Origin of the sequence: Peredibacter starrii (assembly GCF_034259205.1) — a bacterium.
In the GTDB taxonomy this organism is placed as follows: domain Bacteria; phylum Bdellovibrionota; class Bacteriovoracia; order Bacteriovoracales; family Bacteriovoracaceae; genus Peredibacter; species Peredibacter starrii.
The window spans coordinates 3,976,781-3,995,905 of sequence record NZ_CP139487.1; the positions used below are offsets into that span (position 1 = coordinate 3,976,781).

The window sequence follows — 19,125 nt, forward strand, 5'->3', positions numbered from 1 at the left end:
AAAGCAACTGAAATGATTTTCTCGGTATTTAGCCGCTTCGAACCGACTAGTTCGATTCTGGAAAGATAACGTCAGGCGAACCCAACTTCTTTCTTATCAACAAAATGTGCCCATCAGAATTAGATTCATTTTTCAAAAAGTGGTGCTTTCCTGACTGGCGCTCGAACATGACTGAATCACCTTCTTCGACCACGATTTCTGAATCACCCTCAACTGCCACCAATTTTCCACTTAAAACATAAATAAGTTCATCAGTATGAGTATGAAAATGCGGTGAAGATGATCTTGAATTTGGACTGATAATTTCATGAGATAGAAAAATATCAGTTGAAAACAATGCTTCAGAGATCACATTAGACCGAGAATATTCTTCACCGGTCTTTGTAGACTTGAGCTGGCGATAGTGACGGTCTGATTTTTTCTGGATTTTCATGTTTACGACCTAACGTAAGTGCAAACCTTCTCAAGACACTTCACCTGCCCATTACACAAGACTTTGCAATAAGGTCCTTGATAGTTTTGACAGCTTGTCTCTACCAGATTGAGATATTTTTGGAGTTTATTTTTAGAAACGCCTTCACCGCAGCTGCATGAACATTTAGTTGAGACTGTCGTGCAATCAGAGTCAGAAACACAACTTCGGTCAATCATTTCGATGCTGACAACATCTGGTTGCTTGAAATTTACTTCAGCTTGCTGAACTGAAGCATCTGTCTTTTTTGGGGCCTCGGCCGGGGTACAGGCAATAGAAATTGAAAACACCAACAACAGAAAAATGTTTTTCATCATTCGTCTCTCTAAAAAAAAGAAAAGGCCCGGAATCCGGGCCTTCAGTATTAAACGAAAACTTCTTTTGAAATAATCATCATGTAGTAATCCAGATTCGATTCTTTTGCACGAATAGGAATTACGTTAGCGTAACCCTGGTAGGCCTCTTCTGTGTCTTCAAACACATATTCGCCGGTCGCTGGATCAATGACCTTTTTACGTTTTGGAATTGTAATTTCAGCGTTTTCAATTTTCGAACGACGTTTAATCGCAAGTTCAAAAGTCTCAACAATTGAATCTGGAATCAGAGTATCGGTAATGTTTTTATTGATAACGTCATCAGATTGCATTTCCAGGGTCGAATACATAGGGTTATTCATATAGATAAGTTCGCCCTTGGCATTTGAGATCATGATGTTCTTCTTAATCATGTTCGCCAGCGTATCAAACTTACGGTGCTCAACCGAAATACGGTCCGTACGCAGTTGCTCGAACTTTTTCATATTCACGATCATTTTGTTCAATTCGCGGGCAAGCTCCCCAATCTCATCATCCTGATCATAGTAAATAGATACGTCGAAATTCACGTCCTGAAGCTCACGAACCGCATCGTTAATTTTCTTAAACGGCATCGCAATTTTACCCGGAACAACTAGTGATAAAAGAATGGTTCCAAGGAACGTAATGATGAGAGTAATAAGCATATTACGACGAGTTTCGCCGATGATTGCTTTAACTTGTTTATCTCGTTGCTCATTCTGGAAATACTGAATGTCCTGGAATTCCGAGAAGGCCTCAAGGATTTTGTCAGTTAATTCGTTAATCGTCGAAATCCCTTCTCCATCGCGGTAGAACAATGATGATTTACTTACGATGGTTTTAAGTGAGTCCACGTAGCCTTGCATCTTAGAAATGATCTTCTTGGCCTCTACTTCAGTATAAAAACTATCCAAACGCTGAAGCTGGGACTGGAAGCCTTCACACAGGTTTTCTAAGCGCTTTAAGTCTTCGCCAGTAGGCTTGGTCGTCAGAATCTTCTTCTGCATCTTAAGAATTGAAACCGCAGAAATTCTCACTTCATCTGTAAGAAGCGAGATCTTGTTGGAGTTCACCGTGATATTTGAAATCTGGTTATTGAGTGAATCCAGGAAGAAAAAAACCGTAAACCCCATCACCAGCACAACAATGTTGGCGATGATGAAACTAAAGGCCACACGGCGTTTAAGAGACAATTTCATATATACTCCGAAAAATTATACTTCTTCTAAATCCGAGAACAGGCGATCAAGGTTCTTTTCACTACCCACGATAACCACAATGTCATCGGCCTCAATCACATCCATTGGTAGAGGTGAATCGTTAATCACCACTCGGTAAGCGGCCTTACCTTCTTCACTGATATAAGGAACACGCTTTTGAAGGGCCACGATGTTTAGTGAATAGTTCTGACGAATCTGTGACTCAACAAGGGTCTTCCCTTCAAAGGCCTTACCAAGCTTTAACTCTACAATCGAGTAGCCGGCGGCAAAGTTATAACGTTGAAGAACGTGAGGAGCGGCGATCTTACTCGCTACGATCTCTCCCATTTCTTCCTCTACTTTGATGATTTCAGAAGCACCAATCTCGCGAAGAACGTGCTCATGAAGTGGCGTCGTTGCACGGGCAACCACTCGTCCTACCCCGAGCTTTCTCAGCATCGCAACTGACATGATACTCATTTCAATGTTGTCACCGATCGCCACAATCGCCGTATCTACGTCTGAGATATTAACCGCTCGAAGCGATTTTTCTTGAGTCACGTCGATACAAATAGCGTGAGAAACCTTATCTTTAATTCGGTCCACCAGCTCCGGATTGGAATCAATCGCAAGAACTTCCGCCCCTTTTTCAAACAAACGAACCGCAGTTTTTGCTCCGAATGTTCCTAGTCCGATTACAGCAACAATCATATTTTTATCCTATTAGTACTTTCCCTTCAGGGTATTCAACTTTATTTGGTAATACAGCACGAGATCCAACTGCCAGTACGAGAGTAAGAGGTCCTACTCGACCAACAAACATCATGAGAATGATGGTAATTTTTCCAAGCACTGTCAGAAACGGCGTAATTCCTAGAGAAAGACCGACCGTACCGAAGGCACTTGTAACTTCAAAGAGCAGTGCTAGGAAACTCTTATCCGGCTCAAGTCGCATCATCACAAGCACCCCGACACTCACTACAATAAGTGAGATAATGAAGATGGCGATGGATTTCACGACCGTGGCTGCGGGAATTCTTCTCTCAAAAAACTCCACATCAAACTTACCTTTAAGAGTCGCCGTTACCGATTGCAAGAGTACCGCAAATGTTGTGGTCTTCACACCACCACCGGTTGAACCAGGTGAGGCACCAATGAACATCAAGAGCACTAACATATAAAGACTGTGCGGATGAAGGGCGTTCAAATTAATGGTGTTAAAACCCGCCGTTCTTGGAGTTACTGACTGGAAGAACGAGACCTGGAATCTTTCCCACATAGACATGTCCTGGAAAGCATGCAGGAACTCTCCAAAGAAGAGATAAATTGTACCGAAAGCTAAAAGCAAGGTGTTCACAGACAATACGATTTTGGTATGAACCGTGAGATTCTTGAAAGAGCGTTTGTACTTTACGGCGTTACCAACATCCTTCATCACTGAGAAACCGATACCACCCAAAATGATCAGGCAGGCAACAGTCATCGTAATCAGTGGCTCAAATTTAAAATCTTCAAAGTTGTTATTAAACAAGGCATATCCTGCATTACAGAACGCCATGATTGAGTGAAAAAATCCGAAGTAAAGGGCCTGCCCAATTTCAAAACCTTCCTGATAGAAACCCATGGTTAATATTATGGCGCCAATAAACTCGATCACAAACGTATAACGGATGATGTCTACAATCAGTCCTAACAGTTCCTCGGAACTTGATGTATCAAGCACGTCATGCATGATCACCTGCTCTCTCATCTGAAGGTTTTTTCCCATGATCACGGCCATGGAACTTGAGAGGGTCATGATACCGAGACCACCAACTTGTGTAAGAATCAACATCACCATTTGGCCAAAAATACTGAATTCATCCGGCAAAGAGATTGAAGAAAGCCCGGTCACACAAGTGGCAGAGGTGGCCATAAAGAGGGCATCGATAAAAGCAATGCTTTTACCCGGGGCCGCTGAAACTGGGAGAATCAGAATGAGAGCACCAAGAAAAATCCAACCTCCGAAAGACAATAGGACTACCTCGGCTGGTGCCAGCTTTAAACGGAAGAGAAAACTACTAGCTCCGGTAAAGTTGGCCTTCGTGGCCGTTTCCTCTTTTTCATAGAAAGAAATAACGGTTGAAAACAAGTGCACGGCGGATAACCAATAAATAAATTCAATGTCTCCCCAGGTAATCATCAGGGGAACGAAAATAATCAGAGAAAAAACATAACGACGGAAGAAATCTTCAAAACCATCACTCTTTAAAAAGTTTGAAGCAAGGGTTATAAAGAGAACTAACGGAACGACCCAAATAGCGTGGGTAAGAATAAGCTCCATCGGAATCTTGGCAAGGAAATGCGGAAACCGGTTGGCCTTTTGTAAGGTATAAACGAGTACAAAGAATCCATTGACGAAAATTTCGAGCAACAATGGTATTCTTCCCATAAAATAATTCATAACGCTAATTTTACGTCCTTTTTATAAACAATCCTAGGATTTGTTCATGCGACAAAAACGCCTCGTCCCTTTCGAAATTACTGGCATGGATAGCCTTGGACAGGGAGTCAGTAAACTCGGTGATAAGGTTACATTTATTGCTAAAACGACAGTCGGTGACAAGGGGGTCGCTGAAATTCTTGCCGAAAGAAAAGGCGTCGCCTTTGCTAAGGTTCATGAACTTTCAACACCGTCTCCCCGCAGAATTCCCCCGGCATGTATTCATTTTGGTACTTGTCCCTCTTGCCACTACCAACATGTGAGTTATGAGGACGAACTAGGATTTAAAAAAGAGAGTTTTCAAAAGCTTTTCAGAAAACTTGCCCTTCCTGAGGTTCAAGTCATTGGTGCAACACGAAGATTTGAATATAGAAACCGAATTCAGCTGCATTATAGTCTCAAATCTAAGCTAATTGGAATGAAGGATCAGGCAAACCGGGTTACGGCCATACCAGAGTGCCTCATCGGACTTCCTGAAGTTAAGTCAGAAATTCAACGCCTTTATCATCAAGATCAATGGTTAAAAGAGGTTCCCAAGGGACAACCGGAAGGTCATGTTGAAATTTATTGGGTTCAAAATCAGATTAAAACATCCTGGAACCGTCCCTATGCAGATGGCGGCTTCACTCAAGTGTTTGAAGAAATGAACCAAAAGCTTAAAACCATTCTGCATGAAGAATGGACCTTAAATAAGTCGACTCATTTACTCGACTTGTTTGCTGGTAATGGAAATCTCAGCAACGGTCTGAATTATTCTAAACGCTTATGTGTGGATCTCTACTCTCAAATTCCTGGAACGGACTTTGTTAACCAGAACATTTATGATGACTCGGCCCTGAAAAGGATTCAATCTGAGCTAAAAAAACGTGAACTCAGTATTGAGAACCTCCTGCTGGACCCTCCTCGCTCTGGTTTGAAGAACCTAAAAGAATGGATTGAAGTACTAAAACCTAAAACGATCGCTTATGTCAGCTGTGATCCTCATACTCTTGCCCGAGACGTGATGGGCCTGGAAGACTATTCCGTTTGTAAGGCCTTTTTGATCGATTTTTTTCCCTCAACCTTTCATTTCGAAAGTTTCTTAATTCTCGAGAGAAAAAGCTGATTTTCTTTTTACAAAAATGACCTCCTTACTTAGAATTAAATAAAGCATTTCTTTGTTAGGAGGGGCCATGTTTAAAGCCAATAGTTTAAAATCTTCGGGGATCGTATTCCTGTGCCTATTTGCGCTGGCTTCATGTGCTTCAAAACAAACTCAGCTTCAACAAAAACAAGCAGAAATTTATTACGGTGCTGGAACACAGAGTTTAATGGAGCGTCAGTATACTGAGGCCCTGAAAAATTTAGTCAAGGCCAATGAACTAAATCCAAATAACACTGAGATCCTGAACAATCTTGGTATGGCCTATTACTTTAAGGGCGAAAAAGATCTGGCCGTGCGTACATTGAACGCCGCACTTGAGGCCGATGATCGCAACTCAGATGCACGCGTGAATCTTGCTTCAATCTTCTACAAAGATGGAGAAGTTCAAAAAGCTGAAACCATCTACAAACAAGTTCTAAAAGATCTGACTTACGATAAGCAAGCTCGCACCTATTACAATCTTGGTATCATCGAACTTCAGAGCCGCAGAAACACTGTGAGCGCTGAGAACTACTTCAAAAAATCAATTAAGGAAGATGATAACTACTGTCCGGCCTATTATCAGCTTGGACTGGTTCAATATCAGCGTCGTCAGTTCAACTCTGCTCTGACAAACTTTAAAGAAGCTTCAATGGGAACTTGCTTTGATATGCCTGCTCCACACTTCTACCAGGCCCTGACTTTGATTGAACTACGTCGTTACGACGAGGCCCGTATCAAGCTTGATGAAATTGATACTCGCTTTGCTAAGACAACTTACGCAGTTAAGGCACGTACAAAAGCTCTTGAATTAAACGAAATTGAATTAAGAAATAAATCTACAGAATCTCATGCATCACGGAAGGTGCTTGAATCTCCAGATTTCTAATACACCAAGGATGGGGTAAATGGAAAAACAAGAAACGAACCAGGGAGAAGGGACGAATGCTGGTATGGGACTTCTCGGTGAGTACCTGAAGCAAAAGCGTCTCGACAAAAACTTCACGCTTGAGAAGCTTTCTCAGAAGACAAAGATCAGCGTGAACATTCTGAAAAGCCTCGAGGCCAATGACTATGATCATTTGCCTAGTGCCGCTTATATTAAGGGCTTCGTACAAAGTTACGTTAAAGTTCTGGGCATTCCACAGGATGAGGCCATCACTAAGATGGAATATACTTATCTGAATGTTTTAGGAAAACCATTTCCCTTCCTGAATCATACTAAGGGCATGGCCACACCTACTCCTGGTCAACCGGCCGGAGTTCAAAGAACTCCTACAGAAGAAACACCTACTCCGCATGAAGTAATTGAAAGCGGCGACTCAATCATTGATAGTACGAAATCAATTCTGCCTATAGTGATCTTCGGTGCTGTGATTTTACTTTTTGTTGGCGGTTACAAGCTTATTTCTACAGTGGTAGAGAGCGAAGTGAATGGTCAGCAGGAAAAAGATCTTGGTCCGAAAATCGAGTCAAGTTCGGCCCTGGTAAAACAACCTGAAAAAGCACCAGAACCTCCAAAGACTGAAGCAACGGCCACAACTGCAGCTTCGACTGAGGCGACTCCTCCGGCAGCTGAAGTTAAGAAAGAAGAAGTAAAACCAGAGCCTGATTTCCCAAGAAACTTCCCGACTATTGAATTTAAGAAAGTACGTGGGAAATTATTCTCTGTGAAAACGGATGCCCCGGAAAATGAAGACACTGCAATTCTTCCTCAGCAAATCAAGGACTCGATGAATTCTGATATTCAGAACATCTATATCCGCGCGACAGAAGGTAACACTTGGTTAAGCTATAAGATTGATGCCAATCCAATTGAAAGCGTGATCATTAATAAAGACAGTGATTTGTTCCTACAAGGTAATGAAATCAGAATTTTCTTAGGAAACGTGAAAGTAACTAAGATTTTCTACAATAACTACCTGATCGAAACTCCGACAAAATCTGGGGTCAAGAGTCTGATCTTCCCGGAAGAAAGCAATGCTAAATTCCAATTGCCACTCTTCCCGAAGGCAAAAGACGATATCCTCTACACTGCTGAGGATTACATCAAGAGAATGAAACTGGAAGAAGAAGAATTAGAGAAAAGAAAAGCCAACCAATAGTTAAGAATAAAAAAAGGCCAGAGTAATCTGGCCTTTTTTTATGACTGCCAATCTAGCTTACGATAAAACCACAGACCCAATCCCATCATCACAGTCATCGGCAAGAACACTGCCACCGGAATAGGAATTGTCTCTTTCTTTGCAAAACTTACGAGTGAGAAGTAGAGGCCATAATAAAGAATCAGGCACACTAGACCAATAAGTCCTGAGTTTTTGCCCTTACCCCTGTTACCCGTGACCCCCAAGGTGAAACCTAGAAAACAAAAAATAAAGCACACAAAGGCGCCGTTCTTTCGGTTCCAGAATTCATATTTAGCGTTAAAGAACTCTTTTTTGTTAAAACGATAGGCCTTTTCTGCTTCCTCCGGAGTCATCTTCAAGACTCCTTCAAGTTCCTTCGAAGAAAGCATGGTTTCCTTGATACTCAGACGGTCTTCAAATTGTTGCTGAGAAACCGGAAACACATATTTTTGGAACAAGATCTTTTCCTGGTCCGTGCCCTTGGCCTGGCCCACAATATTTCCATCGTGCAGAACGAGGGTCAATTTCTCAGTCAGAGAATCAGCATCTCTTTCGAAAATAAGCTCTCCTCTCTTAGCAAAAATAACCTTCGAGTTCTGGGGATTTTCCTGAATATGAAGGAAAACCTCATCTAGGTTTCGGCCATACTTAGTCGATTTACTCGCAAAGAGAGTCAAACTAGGAATTAAAGTAAAGAATTGGCCTTCTTTAATACCGGCAAGGAGTCCGCTTGAGGTCAAATAATTTAGCTTTTGTTTGAAGGCCTTATTTGATTTAGGAATAACGGTTTGGTTTAGCTGGTACACACTTGCAGTTAAAATCGCCGCAATTATCAGAAACGGCAGCATGATCTTAAACTTTGTTAACCCACCAGCGCGCATAGCAATATATTCTGAGTCACCCGAAATTCGATTTAAGCAATAAATAGTTGAGAAGAACACTGCAATGGGAAGTGAGAGCGGAACGAAGGTTAAAGCAATATTTCCCACTAGTTTGAGAGTAAACCACAGAGAAATGTCTCGAGTTACCAGAAGTTCCGTCATACGGAACAGCTCAAAGGTCAATAGAAAGCTAATAAAGAAGATGGTACTTACCACCAGGGGCAGAACAAATTGTGCGGCAAGGTATCGTTGTAATAAAAGCTTCATATTTTTATCCTAAGAACAAAATACTCCAGATTCACCTTTCCTTCAAGAAATGGCAGAATAGGGTGATCAATAAAGGAGCTTCCATGCTATTTAAACTCGACACTGTTGGGGATCAGTTCCTCGGCGCTGAATTAAAGATCCTCACTGCATTCCAAAAAACTGCTACGACAGCAGCAAAACCAACTAAAGGTGCTAAAGCAGCTAAGGCTGAATCATCAGTTTCTATCGACCACTGGTCAGATAAAGGTCTTAAAGAAGAATTCGCAAACTTAAAATCTGCTGCGAAATTCAAAGGTGCCAAAGACGAAACTCTTTCATTCACTGGTGCTACTGGCGAAACAGTTTGGGTTGTTGGTCTTGGCGATAAAACAAAATATGAAGCAGAAGATCTTCGTAAGTCAGTTGCTAAAATTTACAAGGCCGCTAAAGCTGGAAAATTTTCAACTGTTGCTTTCGACGTTCCTGGTTTCAACACTGTTAAAGATGAAGCTCTTACAACTTCTCTAATTGCTGAAGCGATTTATCTTTCTGACTACTCTTTCGATAAATATAAGTCGAAAAAGCCAGAAGCGACTGAAGTAACTGTGGTGTTTGCTCACGTTGAGAAAAAGAACTCAGCAAAAATCGAGAAAGCACTTGCTTCAACTCAAAACATCTGTGAATCAATCAACGTTATTAAAGACTACGTTAACGAAGCACCAAACGTTCTTCATTCTGAAGAGTATGCTCGTCGTGTAGAAGCTGACGTTAAGAAGAACCTTAAAGGTGTAAAAATCAAAGTTCTTAACAAGGCACAAATCCAAAAAGAAAAAATGGGCATGTTCCTTTCTGTGAACGCTGGTTCAGCTTACGAGCCTCGCCTTGTTCACCTTACTTATGAGCCACCTAAGTCAAATTCTAAGACAAAGCACATCGCTCTTGTTGGTAAAGGTATTACTTTCGATACAGGTGGATACTGTGTGAAGCCAGGTGCAAGCATGGCCGGCATGAAAAACGATATGGGTGGTTCAGCAACTGTTTACGGTGCTTTCCGTGCTGCAGTTCTTGAAAAAGCTCCAGTTAAAATCACTTGTATCCTTGCTATGACTGACAATGCGATCAATGAACTTGCAACTACTCCTGATGCAATCGTGACTGCTCGTAATGGAAAAACTTGCGAAATCCTGAACACAGATGCTGAAGGTCGTTTGATTCTTGGTGATGCTCTTGATTACGCTTGTGACCAAGGTCCTGATTACATCATCGACGCTGCAACTCTTACTGGAGCTGCTCTAGTGGCCCTTGGTAACCAGGTTTGTGCGATCCTTGGTAACGATCAGAAGTGGATCAATGAAATTCTTGGTTCTGCAAAAGCTCAAGACGAATATATGTGGCAACTTCCAATCATTAATGAGTGGAGACAAGACATTAAGTCTAAGATCGCTGATATCAAAAACATTGGTACTCCAATGAGAGCTGGTACTGCAATCGGCGCTGCTTTCCTTGAAGAGTTCATTAAAAACGACATTAAATGGGCCCACCTAGACGTTGCAGGTGTTGTTGATTCTCAATCACACCTTCCTTACTGTTCTGGCCACGGAGCTTCTGGTCTAATCGTTCGTACTCTTACTCACCTATTGGTTAATGCAAAATAATACCAAATTTAAGATTGTACTATTTGCGCCTGAGATTCCCGGTAATACCGGGAGTATCGGGCGCACTTGTGTTGCCCTTAATCTAGAGCTTATCTTGATTAAGCCTTATGGCTTCGAGATTGATGAGAAGGCCGTTCGTCGTGCCGGTCTGGATTATTGGAAACATGTAAAGCTACGTGAGTTTGAATCTTGGGAAGATTTTCTGATCCGTGAAAAACCAGAGCGCGAGAAACTTTTTTTCTTTGAGAACAACGGTGAGAAACTTCATTACGATGCTCCCTATGGCCAGGATTGTTACTTGATCTTCGGTGGAGAAACGAAGGGCATTCCTTACGCTGTTGAAGAAGAGTATAGATCTCAAATCTATCGCCTTCCGATGTATTCAAATGAGATTCGTTCGTTGAATCTATCAAATGTGGCCACCGCGGTTGCTTATGAGTGCCTACGTCACATGATCTAATTTTTTTCCCAGGACAATCTCGAATTTTTCTGTGATTCATACTGATCAAGAGAAAGCACTTTCCCCATGCGCATTTTAACCAGAATGGCATTCACTCTCTGACGAGCAAAGTTCGTGAGCTTTTTGTTCTTATAAGAAACATAATAGCGCTTAGGGCTTGGTAAAAGCATCGCCAGGAATGCAGCCTCTCTGGGATTAATGGCGGAAGGATGCTTTCTAAAGTAATGATAAGAAGCGGCCTTGATTCCATGAATCTTCGGTCCAAATTCAATCACATTTAAATACACTTCCAGAATCCGGGCCTTAGTAAGGACCTTCTCTACTTTCTGGGCAAGAATGATTTCATGGAGCTTCCGCCAGATGGTTCGATCTTCAGAAAGATAAACGTTTTTCACCATCTGCTGAGTAATGGTACTTGCCCCTCTAAATCTTTCACCATCCGCCATTTCACCTAGGGCCACTTTCATCTGTTCAATATCAATGCCTTGATGTTGGTAGAAGCTCCAATCTTCCGAAAAGATGATGGCCCACTTAGCATAGCTCGACATTTCTTTGAGGCTCGCCCAGTTCTTTGGTCGGCCCTGTTTGATTTCATATTCCGGGGTTTCTACATTTTGATTTTTAGCATGGGGATAAAGCGTTTTAAGCTTCTCTACATCATGTGAGAAGTACATATAAAGAGGACTAAGGAGCATCAGTACGATGACCACATATAGAATCTTCCAAAGTACTGGTTTGAAACTTGCCCTTATCATCTTTCCTCGTTATGAGTATGATTATACTTTATGAAAAATATTTGTGGTTACTTTCAACAAGGCATTTGTCGTTCATGTGATCTCATGGAAGTGGATTACCGTGATCAGCTTCAGATGAAAGAGAAACTGTTGTCAGAATCACTCAATGATTTTTCAGTCTCGCTTCTTCCTTCAGTCGCTTCTCAGGAATTCTCTTTTAGAAATAAAGCGAAGTTTGTCGTAACTGGCACCATGGAAAATCCTGTGATTGGACTATGGGGCGAGAAAAATCTGGATTCAGGCAGAGAACTTCTAAATTGCCCTCTCCACTTGGATGAGATTAATCAAGCTCTCCCGGCGATTAAGAAATTCATCACTGAAGCAAAGTTAGTACCTTATAACATTGAAGCGAAAAAAGGTGAGCTCAAAGGAATCATTCTTTTTTACTCTCCTTCCAGCAAAGAATCATATCTTCGCTTCATCATGCGCTCGAAAGAGGCCGTCACTCGTATTACCAAACACCATCATGCTCTATTAAATGATTTGCCTCACTTGAAGTCCCTTTCAGTGAATATTCAACCAGTACCTCACGCACTACTCGAAGGTGATGAGGAAGTTTTCATCACTCAAACTTCTTCAGTGAATCATCGCTTAGGCACGGTTGATATGAAACTCGGGCCACGTGCTTTTGTTCAGACCAATCAAGCAGTTGCGGAAAAACTTTATGCAACCGCCGCTGATTGGGTGAAGGAATCAGGCTCAAAAAAGTTCTTAGAACTCTTCTGTGGACAAGGAGCTTTCAGTTTCTTTGCCGCCAAAAATATCGAAGAGGGCCTTGGTATTGAAATCAATGCAGATGCTGTTCAACAGGCAAATCTCACTGCCGAAAAACAAAATCTTCCTCACCTCAAATTCAAAAGCGCGGATGCGGGAAAAGTCGCCAGTGAACTGATGAAGTTTAATCCGGAAGTAATGCTTGTTAATCCTCCTCGAAGAGGACTCGCGGATGCCACTGACTTGATCATCAATCAACGACCAAATCATCTTATCTATTCTAGCTGTAATTATGAAACGCTTGCGCAGGATCTTAAGAAGCTCTCCCCCCACTATTCTGTGAAGAGAGTTCAATTGTTTGATATGTTCCCGCAGACCAGACATTTTGAAACGCTGGTGCTGCTGGAACTTAAAGCTTAATTCGGTTTTGTATATTTGTTATTGATCTTAAGGGCCTTAAAGATCAATTCACGACGTGGCTGGGCCTCGCCACCTTTAAGAGAAACATCCGAGATATCTCCCCCGGAAACTGTCGTAAGAACTGAGTTTTTAAGATCAAGAATTTTGAAACTATCCTGACCACTCACTAAAAGCCAGTCTCTGCCTTCGTCATATAAAGAAGTACCCAAACCTACAGAGTGATAAACCTTCTTACAACCAAGTGCTGTGTCCATAAGAGTTGGAATGACATCATAGTGTGAAGTAGCATGATCAACTTCATCTGCTTTTCTCTCTGGAGTAAATACCAGCAGTGGCATCATTAAATTCGATGCTCCCGGATATCCACCTGTCATGACGATATAAGTGTCTTTAAGAAGACCTTCTTTTTGAAGCTCAAGCACCACTGTCTGGATGTGCTTATCTACTTCCCCAGGATGCTGAACAAAAGTCAGATTCAACGAGTAGGATTGAATCACCTCTGAAGAACGATTGTCGGCCCAGTCTTTGAACGCCTGAACAGTCTTTTCATCATGCTCAGCAGGAGTTGATGTAGCAGAAGCATCGTTACCAAGATCAACGATTTCATACTGACGACGATCAAACTCAGTCATGATCGCAGGATTAATGTCCTTAGCAGTTGTCTGATAACTTGAAGGGATCGAATAATAGAGTGAGAAAATCCCACCGTTCGCATCAGTACTAACACCATAGTGAGCATTGAAGCTCACACCATGTCTCTTCATATGGAAAACATTTGGCATAAGTTCAGAGTTTAATTGATCCTGAGACCACTCTTTAATCACAATCATCACGATGTTTGGATTGCTCTTGCCCGTACAATTAAGTTTTGATGAAGGATAATGAAGAGTACGAGTATCTACGACCTTAGTTTCTGTTTCTCTCTTAGGATTAAAATCCAGAGGGAAAAGTGAAGATAAACGCGGATCAATACTTCCGTAGTGATAGATCGCTTTACCGATAACTAAGCAAAGCACGATTAAAACTAAGTACCAATTTTTCACCGGGTTACTGAAACGAGTTTGCATATAACGCCAAACTTTTTCACCACGGATCCAGATAACAACCGCAAGAACAATAAGCCCGATAACTCCCAACATTGTTCCATTTGGGCCAACAAGATTTTGAATACCTTCTGACATCACAAGTTTAGATAAGAAGCTGTAGATGTGAAGTTGGTAAGAAGAGAATGCAATTGCATCTAGTAAGATGAATGAATTCAACACCAGAATAAGAATGAGCGACCAGAATCGTGACACGTAATATGTCGGCATCAAGAGAACGATTGGACAGTACAAAAGAAAGTACACCAATGCGTTCGCTATACCATAATGGCCAATTAACGTTGTGACGTAATACACCCAATCTGTTGCTGTCTGTGGGAGAACAAAACTTTTAAGATAAAGGAGTGCGATCAGTGTTGATAATGGCCAAGAAATGCCAAAAAAAATCTTACGTCCCCAAGATAGTCCGAAACTTCTGCGATTCATGTATGCCTCTTTAATTCCTTTCTATTCTAATGGAAACACACCGCATTAAGCAGCCGGATTCTCAGGGTAATTCTTTCCTTTTGAAAAATATGTTTGATATATCAAACTTTCGTATTACGATTTATACAGAGCGAGGTGGGTATGATCGTCCGACATTCTTTAAAACTCCTGGAACAACTCTCAGAAATCGAAGACGTTATTCAACAGATTGAGCATCTGATGGATGAAAAAGGCGTTGAATGTAATCGGGAATTAGTGCTTTTGAAGATCTTGAAAGGTCGAGAAGCACAGTTTGCTTCCCGACCTGGTAAGAAAAAAGATTAGAAAAGGAAATCTACGCCAAGGCCGAAGAAGTTTTCACGACGCTTCTTCTCTTCGTTTTTAACTCCGCCATCTGGTTGAATATCGTAATCAGAGTTACGAGACATGCCGTAGTTGAACTTTGCAATGAATGTCTCAGTGACGAGGTACTTAGCAGTGAAACGGAAATCCATGTCAACGTGCTCATCGTTCTTGATATCACCATCAACCTCACCCACTCGAGTTGCCTGAGCAGATAGAAGTACCATGAACTCGTTCACTGGGCGGTATTGGTAAGTAGCACGAAGGTAGATATCTTGTGATGAATCTTGATCTACTGTTGTGTTACCAGCTGCTGATCTTTGCTTGTAATCACCGTCTTGGAAGTAAATAAAACCAGCGGCCAATTGCCATTCGTTTGCTTCATTCCACTTGCGACCCATGCGAGCATTCAACTCTAGAGAGTTTCTACCTTCCGCATAGTTACCATCTTTCGGTCCTGGACCAAAAGAACCTCGCTTAGCTTGTTCAATGTGAAATTTTCCAACTAGACCAAAGTCTAAATTGTAACGAGATGAAGTTTGATTAAGAGCACGGTAGTTTAAACCAAGAGTTGGGTTAGCTAGACCGTTGCTGTAGTAAGAGTTTTGACCATTCGTCTTATCTTCAGTCTGGTTGTTGATGATGTAATCAAGACCAGCGAATGCATTGAACTGATCAGTGAATGCATAAGTATAAGTTGCTGCGAAAAGATTTCCGCGAGTTTCAGCATTGTTATTATCTTTATCAGCAGACTTATAATAGCGCTGTGAAAAATCGAAAGTTACGTTTTGTTGGTGTGCTTTAAAGAAATAGTTAACATCACCAAATTTAAGTTCTTGTGCGCTTGCTGCAGAAACAGCAAGTAGACCCGCTACCGCGATCATACTTTTCATCGATCAGCTCCTTGTGTTTAAAAAATTGTACTATTTTAGTTAAAAAATAACTAATGGATTTTCCTAACAGGGATTGGCAGGGTTTTTAGCTAGATTGGAGTCGGAATGGGACTGAATCCTTAAGATTAGATGGGCAGAAACGAAAAAGGGCCCGGAAATCCGGGCCCTCGTATCTTTATCAGTTAAGAAAAGATTAGAAACGGTAAGTCATAGCTACACGAGACATAAGGTTGTCTGTGCGAAGTGTACCGTTACCACCAGCAGTGTTTTCACCTGCAACAGCAGTAGCAGCATCAGCTGTACCGATTACACCGTCAACTGAAAGTTCGCCGAACTTAAGAGTTGCACCAGCGTTGATCGCTGTAGAGTTACGAACAGTTGATTCTGTTCCGTTGATTTTGTTTGTACCCCAAACAACTTGAGATACTGAACCACGAAGTGTTAACCAAGAAGTTGCTTCTGTCTCAAGACCGATAACAACTGGAACACGTTGAGTTTTGTACTCTTCACAAGCAGTGATACCACCGTTTGAACAAAGTAGACCGAATAGAGTTGCTGATGTACCAGCACCTTTACCGTGATCATTTTCAATATCACGCATGAAGAATGATCCTTTTAAGAAAAGGCTTGTTTTGTCGTTAAGACGCTCAACACGGCCAATACCGATTTCACCTTGCTTAGATGAGATATCTTTCTTCTGGTCAATTGTACCAAGAGTACCTGTAGCGTTGATGTCTGAGCTCATATCGAATGAACGGTAGTCTACGAAAAGTGTATTACCGTTGATAGCGTGGATAGCACCAACTTGGTAACCAAGGTCACCTTCGAACTTCGCTGTACCATCAAGATTAACAGCACCAGCGCTTGGAGTTACAGAAGTTTCACCTTTAGCGTTATTGATAAGGTTGATGTTAGCGTAAACTTGAGTGTCACCCATGATTACACCAAGACGAGTTCTCATTGCTTCAGATGAAACTGGAGAATCTTCTTGAGCAGTTTTAGCGTACTCAAGGTTCGCACCCCATTTAAGACCCATGTCACCACCAACGAAAACAGCAATATTGTTCTCTTCAAGGCCTGTACCTTGGTAAGAAACGTCTGTTGGGTTAGTTGGATCAGTAAAGTCACCAGTTGCGCTGATTAGACCAGCACCAGTGCGAAGAGCGTTACCTGTATTAGAAGCACCACCGAATTGAACACCATAAACCATGTTACCCATAGCTTTGAAAGCGCCACCTTCGCCGCGTGCAGTTTCATTTGAATCTTGGTTAACGTTTCCACCGAACTCATAAGTAACAAGGTCTTTGTGGTTGTTAACTTGAGCAGAGTTAAGCCAGATGTTACGGTTGTCGTTGATGTACGCTGAGCCGTAAGAATCTTCGCCTAGAGCCTGAAGACGAGCCTTCGTAGCGAAAGCTGGTGTTGCTAGAACAGCAAGTCCAAGTGCAACTGTTAGCTGTTTTTTCATGAAATCTCCTTTTTGAAAATGACGTACTGTCATCCTAATTCATGTAGTAGCTAAAACTAAAAATCCATTTAATAGTTAAAGTCTCACCAACCAATATTCCTTTGGCAATAAAATTTTTATTCGCAGTAGAACCACAACAGGTCCTATGAGTATCAGTTTTTTGACGATCGATGCCCCTATCATAGGAGAAAGAACAAAAAAAAAGCCACCCTAAGGTGGCCTTCACAAGCAAAAATCTTGTTAAGAAATTTTAAAAAAGGATATCAAACTTAAGAAAGTTGATCTTAATTTCGTTACCTGATTTGAAATATTCATCACGAATATCCCCGCCGTAACGCTTAAGAGTTAGTGCAAAAGTTGGAGCATATGAAATGTTCGCAACTGAGTATTGGCCAAGATCAAAACGCTTACCAAACTCAAGATCAGTGAAGATATTGAAGCCTGATTCATCATCAAGACCTTTCGCCTCTACTGTCATTCTTTCAAGACCGATCAAAGCACCAAAGAAGAAAGACTCTTTAATGTTGTCAGCTTGGAAGTTATAAAGAAGTCCACCAGCAGCACCCCATGCAGTGTTAACTGAGTCTACACCCCAATCAACGTCCTGACGGTTGATGTATGCCTTCGCTTTCCACATAAGACCAACGTATTGTTCCCAGTTTTGAGCGTAGTTAAGATTTAAACGGAAAGTTGTCTCATCACGATCTGTGCCTTTACCGCTATCAGATTTGATAAGAAGTCCACCAGTGTACGAAAGATCAAAAGCATCGATAGAAACGATACGGCTTTGAGCTGAAGCGATAACTGATGATACAAGTAGAACCAACGCGAGCAAGAATTTCATGTTATCTCCTTATAATAGAACTCTTGAGAGAAATTTTTCCTGAGTGTGATTTGCAGACATAGGTGACGCTTGGCCAAGCAGACGAAGTGTCGGGAAATCAAAGCCCATTTGTTCGATAGCAGCATCCTTAACATCCGAAATAAACATTTCTTCGTCAAAACGGATGTACTCTTTGCTGATGTGTTTTTCGATATCAGGGAACACACGATCAAGCACTCGCTTCATAAGTTTAATCTTACCGGCAAGGTCTTCAGATTGCGGTTCTTCCTCATGAATCAGGAACAACACGTGGCAAAGCTGCTCTTTATTTTGATAATTGTATGAATCGAATTCCACCAAGAAGTGACCCCATTCGTGAGTCATACTTTGTGGAATGAATAATGTTTTCTCTTCTGGATAAACTTCTTTATTTAGTTTCCAGGTCACAGAAATGGCCGCCTGAACTTTAACCGATGAACAAACATCGATGAGCTCGGCAGTTAGTTGTTCTTTGTTGTGGAGAAGATTCAAAAACTTTTTTGGAGACATTGAGACATATAGAAATTCAGTCGTCAGAGTCGAAAAATCTTTGAACGATAGGTGCCATTCTTTTTTATCTACAAGCTCATCTGGGGCCATTTTCTCAATGGCCTCAAACATTCTGATCTCAGAATGATCTTTTAAAGTCTGATCCAGGTTTTCCCAGTCTTCAGCTGAAAAAAGGCTCGCTAGCTCAAGCTTGTAACCTTTATTGATGAAGAACTCCTCGCCTGCTTGCAGATCCATTGATTTCGCCCTTCCGCCGAAATCATGAAACTTTCCGTCCTTGTAAAAAGTCGCATCTTTTTGCTGAGGAAGAATCTTTGCATCATGAAATTTACGGTAGATCGATTCAACTGCCGAGGCAGATCGAAGATGAGAAACGCCAAATTCATAGTTCTCAACCAGATTCTGGCGATTGATCGGTCTTGAAGTAATGAGACGAACAGATTCATCCGGAAAGGACTTTCTGATCTCAATCAACTTCAAAACGGCGCCTAAATCCTGGCCAATAATGATGTGACGGTAATGTTTAGAGGAAACTTTATCAGAAGTTCCACTCTTGGAATCTTTAAAACGCTTTAGTAGACCAAAACTCATGGGCAAATCTTATAAAAAAAAAA

Annotated in this window: 19 protein-coding genes; 7 read left to right on the plus strand and 12 right to left on the minus strand. The window is 41.5% G+C overall.

What is annotated here, in order from left to right; genetic code table 11:
- Positions 1 to 46: 46 nt before the first annotated feature.
- The 5 genes from SOO65_RS19890 to SOO65_RS19910 are packed head-to-tail and all read right to left on the minus strand — an operon-like array spanning position 47 to position 4,449.
- A complete protein-coding gene (locus SOO65_RS19890) occupies positions 47 to 433 on the minus strand; it encodes a cupin domain-containing protein (RefSeq protein WP_321394755.1) in 387 nt (128 codons plus the stop codon).
- A 2-nt stretch (positions 434 to 435) separates the two neighbouring features.
- Positions 436 to 789, minus strand: a complete 354-nt coding sequence (locus tag SOO65_RS19895) for a hypothetical protein (RefSeq protein ID WP_321394758.1) — start codon at positions 787 to 789, stop codon at positions 436 to 438.
- Between the two features lie 47 nt (positions 790 to 836).
- Complete coding sequence (locus tag SOO65_RS19900) at positions 837 to 2,006, minus strand: PAS domain-containing protein (protein ID WP_321394761.1); 1,170 nt, start codon at positions 2,004 to 2,006, stop codon at positions 837 to 839.
- A gap of 15 nt (positions 2,007 to 2,021) precedes the next feature.
- Positions 2,022 to 2,717: a potassium channel family protein gene (locus SOO65_RS19905; RefSeq protein ID WP_321394764.1), complete on the minus strand. Its 696-nt coding sequence runs from the start codon at positions 2,715 to 2,717 to the stop codon at positions 2,022 to 2,024.
- A 4-nt stretch (positions 2,718 to 2,721) separates the two neighbouring features.
- On the minus strand, positions 2,722 to 4,449 hold the full coding sequence (locus SOO65_RS19910; RefSeq protein ID WP_321394767.1) for a TrkH family potassium uptake protein: 1,728 nt from the start codon (positions 4,447 to 4,449) through the stop codon (positions 2,722 to 2,724).
- A gap of 46 nt (positions 4,450 to 4,495) precedes the next feature.
- Here SOO65_RS19910 and SOO65_RS19915 point away from each other — a divergent pair, with 46 nt between their 5' ends.
- The 3 genes from SOO65_RS19915 (at position 4,496) to SOO65_RS19925 (ending at position 7,716) form a co-directional block, all read left to right on the plus strand.
- On the plus strand, positions 4,496 to 5,593 hold the full coding sequence (locus tag SOO65_RS19915) for a class I SAM-dependent RNA methyltransferase (RefSeq protein WP_321394770.1): 1,098 nt from the start codon (positions 4,496 to 4,498) through the stop codon (positions 5,591 to 5,593).
- 67 nt (positions 5,594 to 5,660) lie between these two features.
- Positions 5,661 to 6,500 (plus strand): tetratricopeptide repeat protein, encoded by an 840-nt coding sequence (locus SOO65_RS19920; protein WP_321394773.1) that lies wholly within the window; start codon positions 5,661 to 5,663, stop codon positions 6,498 to 6,500.
- Between the two features lie 19 nt (positions 6,501 to 6,519).
- Positions 6,520 to 7,716, plus strand: coding sequence for a helix-turn-helix domain-containing protein (locus tag SOO65_RS19925; RefSeq protein WP_321394776.1), 1,197 nt, complete (start codon positions 6,520 to 6,522; stop codon positions 7,714 to 7,716).
- Between the two features lie 38 nt (positions 7,717 to 7,754).
- Here the strand turns inward: SOO65_RS19925 and SOO65_RS19930 are convergent, their stop codons facing one another.
- Positions 7,755 to 8,885, minus strand: a complete 1,131-nt coding sequence (locus tag SOO65_RS19930; RefSeq protein WP_321394779.1) for an LptF/LptG family permease — start codon at positions 8,883 to 8,885, stop codon at positions 7,755 to 7,757.
- An 83-nt stretch (positions 8,886 to 8,968) separates the two neighbouring features.
- Between SOO65_RS19930 and SOO65_RS19935 the strand changes: the two genes are divergently transcribed.
- Positions 8,969 to 10,519 (plus strand): leucyl aminopeptidase, encoded by a 1,551-nt coding sequence (locus tag SOO65_RS19935; RefSeq protein ID WP_321394782.1) that lies wholly within the window; start codon positions 8,969 to 8,971, stop codon positions 10,517 to 10,519.
- Positions 10,509 to 10,979, plus strand: a complete 471-nt coding sequence (locus SOO65_RS19940; protein WP_321394786.1) for a tRNA (cytidine(34)-2'-O)-methyltransferase — start codon at positions 10,509 to 10,511, stop codon at positions 10,977 to 10,979. Before SOO65_RS19935 ends, SOO65_RS19940 begins: the two co-directional genes overlap by 11 nt.
- Here the strand turns inward: SOO65_RS19940 and SOO65_RS19945 are convergent.
- Positions 10,976 to 11,734 carry a biosynthetic peptidoglycan transglycosylase gene (locus SOO65_RS19945; RefSeq protein WP_321394789.1) on the minus strand — a complete coding sequence of 253 codons (759 nt, stop codon included), beginning with the start codon at positions 11,732 to 11,734 and terminating at the stop codon, positions 10,976 to 10,978. The two genes, SOO65_RS19940 and SOO65_RS19945, sit on opposite strands and share 4 nt — an antisense overlap.
- 30 nt (positions 11,735 to 11,764) lie before the next feature.
- On the opposite strand from SOO65_RS19945, the gene rlmD reads away from it, so the two are divergent.
- The gene (gene rlmD, locus SOO65_RS19950; RefSeq protein WP_321394792.1) at positions 11,765 to 12,907 is read left to right on the plus strand and encodes a 23S rRNA (uracil(1939)-C(5))-methyltransferase RlmD; all 1,143 of its coding nucleotides are present in this window, start codon (positions 11,765 to 11,767) and stop codon (positions 12,905 to 12,907) included.
- Here the strand turns inward: rlmD and SOO65_RS19955 are convergent.
- Positions 12,904 to 14,436: a DUF3413 domain-containing protein gene (locus SOO65_RS19955; protein WP_321394796.1), complete on the minus strand. Its 1,533-nt coding sequence runs from the start codon at positions 14,434 to 14,436 to the stop codon at positions 12,904 to 12,906. The two genes, rlmD and SOO65_RS19955, sit on opposite strands and share 4 nt — an antisense overlap.
- 141 nt (positions 14,437 to 14,577) lie before the next feature.
- On the opposite strand from SOO65_RS19955, the gene SOO65_RS19960 reads away from it, so the two are divergent.
- Positions 14,578 to 14,760, plus strand: a complete 183-nt coding sequence (locus tag SOO65_RS19960) for a hypothetical protein (RefSeq protein ID WP_321394798.1) — start codon at positions 14,578 to 14,580, stop codon at positions 14,758 to 14,760.
- Here SOO65_RS19960 and SOO65_RS19965 read toward each other — a convergent pair.
- The 4 genes from SOO65_RS19965 to SOO65_RS19980 all read right to left on the minus strand — a co-directional run bounded on the left by SOO65_RS19965 (position 14,757) and on the right by SOO65_RS19980 (position 19,102).
- Complete coding sequence (locus tag SOO65_RS19965) at positions 14,757 to 15,671, minus strand: hypothetical protein (RefSeq protein ID WP_321394800.1); 915 nt, start codon at positions 15,669 to 15,671, stop codon at positions 14,757 to 14,759. The two genes, SOO65_RS19960 and SOO65_RS19965, sit on opposite strands and share 4 nt — an antisense overlap.
- A 193-nt stretch (positions 15,672 to 15,864) precedes the next feature.
- Complete coding sequence (locus SOO65_RS19970; RefSeq protein WP_321394801.1) at positions 15,865 to 17,139, minus strand: PopA family porin-like outer membrane protein; 1,275 nt, start codon at positions 17,137 to 17,139, stop codon at positions 15,865 to 15,867.
- 250 nt (positions 17,140 to 17,389) lie between these two features.
- Positions 17,390 to 17,983: a hypothetical protein gene (locus SOO65_RS19975; protein ID WP_321394804.1), complete on the minus strand. Its 594-nt coding sequence runs from the start codon at positions 17,981 to 17,983 to the stop codon at positions 17,390 to 17,392.
- 9 nt (positions 17,984 to 17,992) lie between these two features.
- Complete coding sequence (locus tag SOO65_RS19980; protein WP_321394808.1) at positions 17,993 to 19,102, minus strand: hypothetical protein; 1,110 nt, start codon at positions 19,100 to 19,102, stop codon at positions 17,993 to 17,995.
- Positions 19,103 to 19,125: the final 23 nt, after the last annotated feature.

What these genes read in the sequence shown, in the direction of transcription:
- SOO65_RS19890 (WP_321394755.1), bottom strand. Translation starts at nt 433, where the DNA reads ATGAAAATCCAGAAAAAATCAGACCGTCACTATCGCCAGCTCAAGTCT.
- SOO65_RS19895 (WP_321394758.1), bottom strand. Translation starts at nt 789, where the DNA reads ATGATGAAAAACATTTTTCTGTTGTTGGTGTTTTCAATTTCTATTGCC.
- SOO65_RS19900 (WP_321394761.1), bottom strand. Translation starts at nt 2,006, where the DNA reads ATGAAATTGTCTCTTAAACGCCGTGTGGCCTTTAGTTTCATCATCGCC.
- SOO65_RS19905 (WP_321394764.1), bottom strand. Translation starts at nt 2,717, where the DNA reads ATGATTGTTGCTGTAATCGGACTAGGAACATTCGGAGCAAAAACTGCG.
- SOO65_RS19910 (WP_321394767.1), bottom strand. Translation starts at nt 4,449, where the DNA reads ATGAATTATTTTATGGGAAGAATACCATTGTTGCTCGAAATTTTCGTC.
- SOO65_RS19915 (WP_321394770.1), top strand. Translation starts at nt 4,496, where the DNA reads ATGCGACAAAAACGCCTCGTCCCTTTCGAAATTACTGGCATGGATAGC.
- SOO65_RS19920 (WP_321394773.1), top strand. Translation starts at nt 5,661, where the DNA reads ATGTTTAAAGCCAATAGTTTAAAATCTTCGGGGATCGTATTCCTGTGC.
- SOO65_RS19925 (WP_321394776.1), top strand. Translation starts at nt 6,520, where the DNA reads ATGGAAAAACAAGAAACGAACCAGGGAGAAGGGACGAATGCTGGTATG.
- SOO65_RS19930 (WP_321394779.1), bottom strand. Translation starts at nt 8,885, where the DNA reads ATGAAGCTTTTATTACAACGATACCTTGCCGCACAATTTGTTCTGCCC.
- SOO65_RS19935 (WP_321394782.1), top strand. Translation starts at nt 8,969, where the DNA reads ATGCTATTTAAACTCGACACTGTTGGGGATCAGTTCCTCGGCGCTGAA.
- SOO65_RS19940 (WP_321394786.1), top strand. Translation starts at nt 10,509, where the DNA reads ATGCAAAATAATACCAAATTTAAGATTGTACTATTTGCGCCTGAGATT.
- SOO65_RS19945 (WP_321394789.1), bottom strand. Translation starts at nt 11,734, where the DNA reads ATGATAAGGGCAAGTTTCAAACCAGTACTTTGGAAGATTCTATATGTG.
- rlmD (WP_321394792.1), top strand. Translation starts at nt 11,765, where the DNA reads ATGAAAAATATTTGTGGTTACTTTCAACAAGGCATTTGTCGTTCATGT.
- SOO65_RS19955 (WP_321394796.1), bottom strand. Translation starts at nt 14,436, where the DNA reads ATGAATCGCAGAAGTTTCGGACTATCTTGGGGACGTAAGATTTTTTTT.
- SOO65_RS19960 (WP_321394798.1), top strand. Translation starts at nt 14,578, where the DNA reads ATGATCGTCCGACATTCTTTAAAACTCCTGGAACAACTCTCAGAAATC.
- SOO65_RS19965 (WP_321394800.1), bottom strand. Translation starts at nt 15,671, where the DNA reads ATGAAAAGTATGATCGCGGTAGCGGGTCTACTTGCTGTTTCTGCAGCA.
- SOO65_RS19970 (WP_321394801.1), bottom strand. Translation starts at nt 17,139, where the DNA reads ATGAAAAAACAGCTAACAGTTGCACTTGGACTTGCTGTTCTAGCAACA.
- SOO65_RS19975 (WP_321394804.1), bottom strand. Translation starts at nt 17,983, where the DNA reads ATGAAATTCTTGCTCGCGTTGGTTCTACTTGTATCATCAGTTATCGCT.
- SOO65_RS19980 (WP_321394808.1), bottom strand. Translation starts at nt 19,102, where the DNA reads ATGAGTTTTGGTCTACTAAAGCGTTTTAAAGATTCCAAGAGTGGAACT.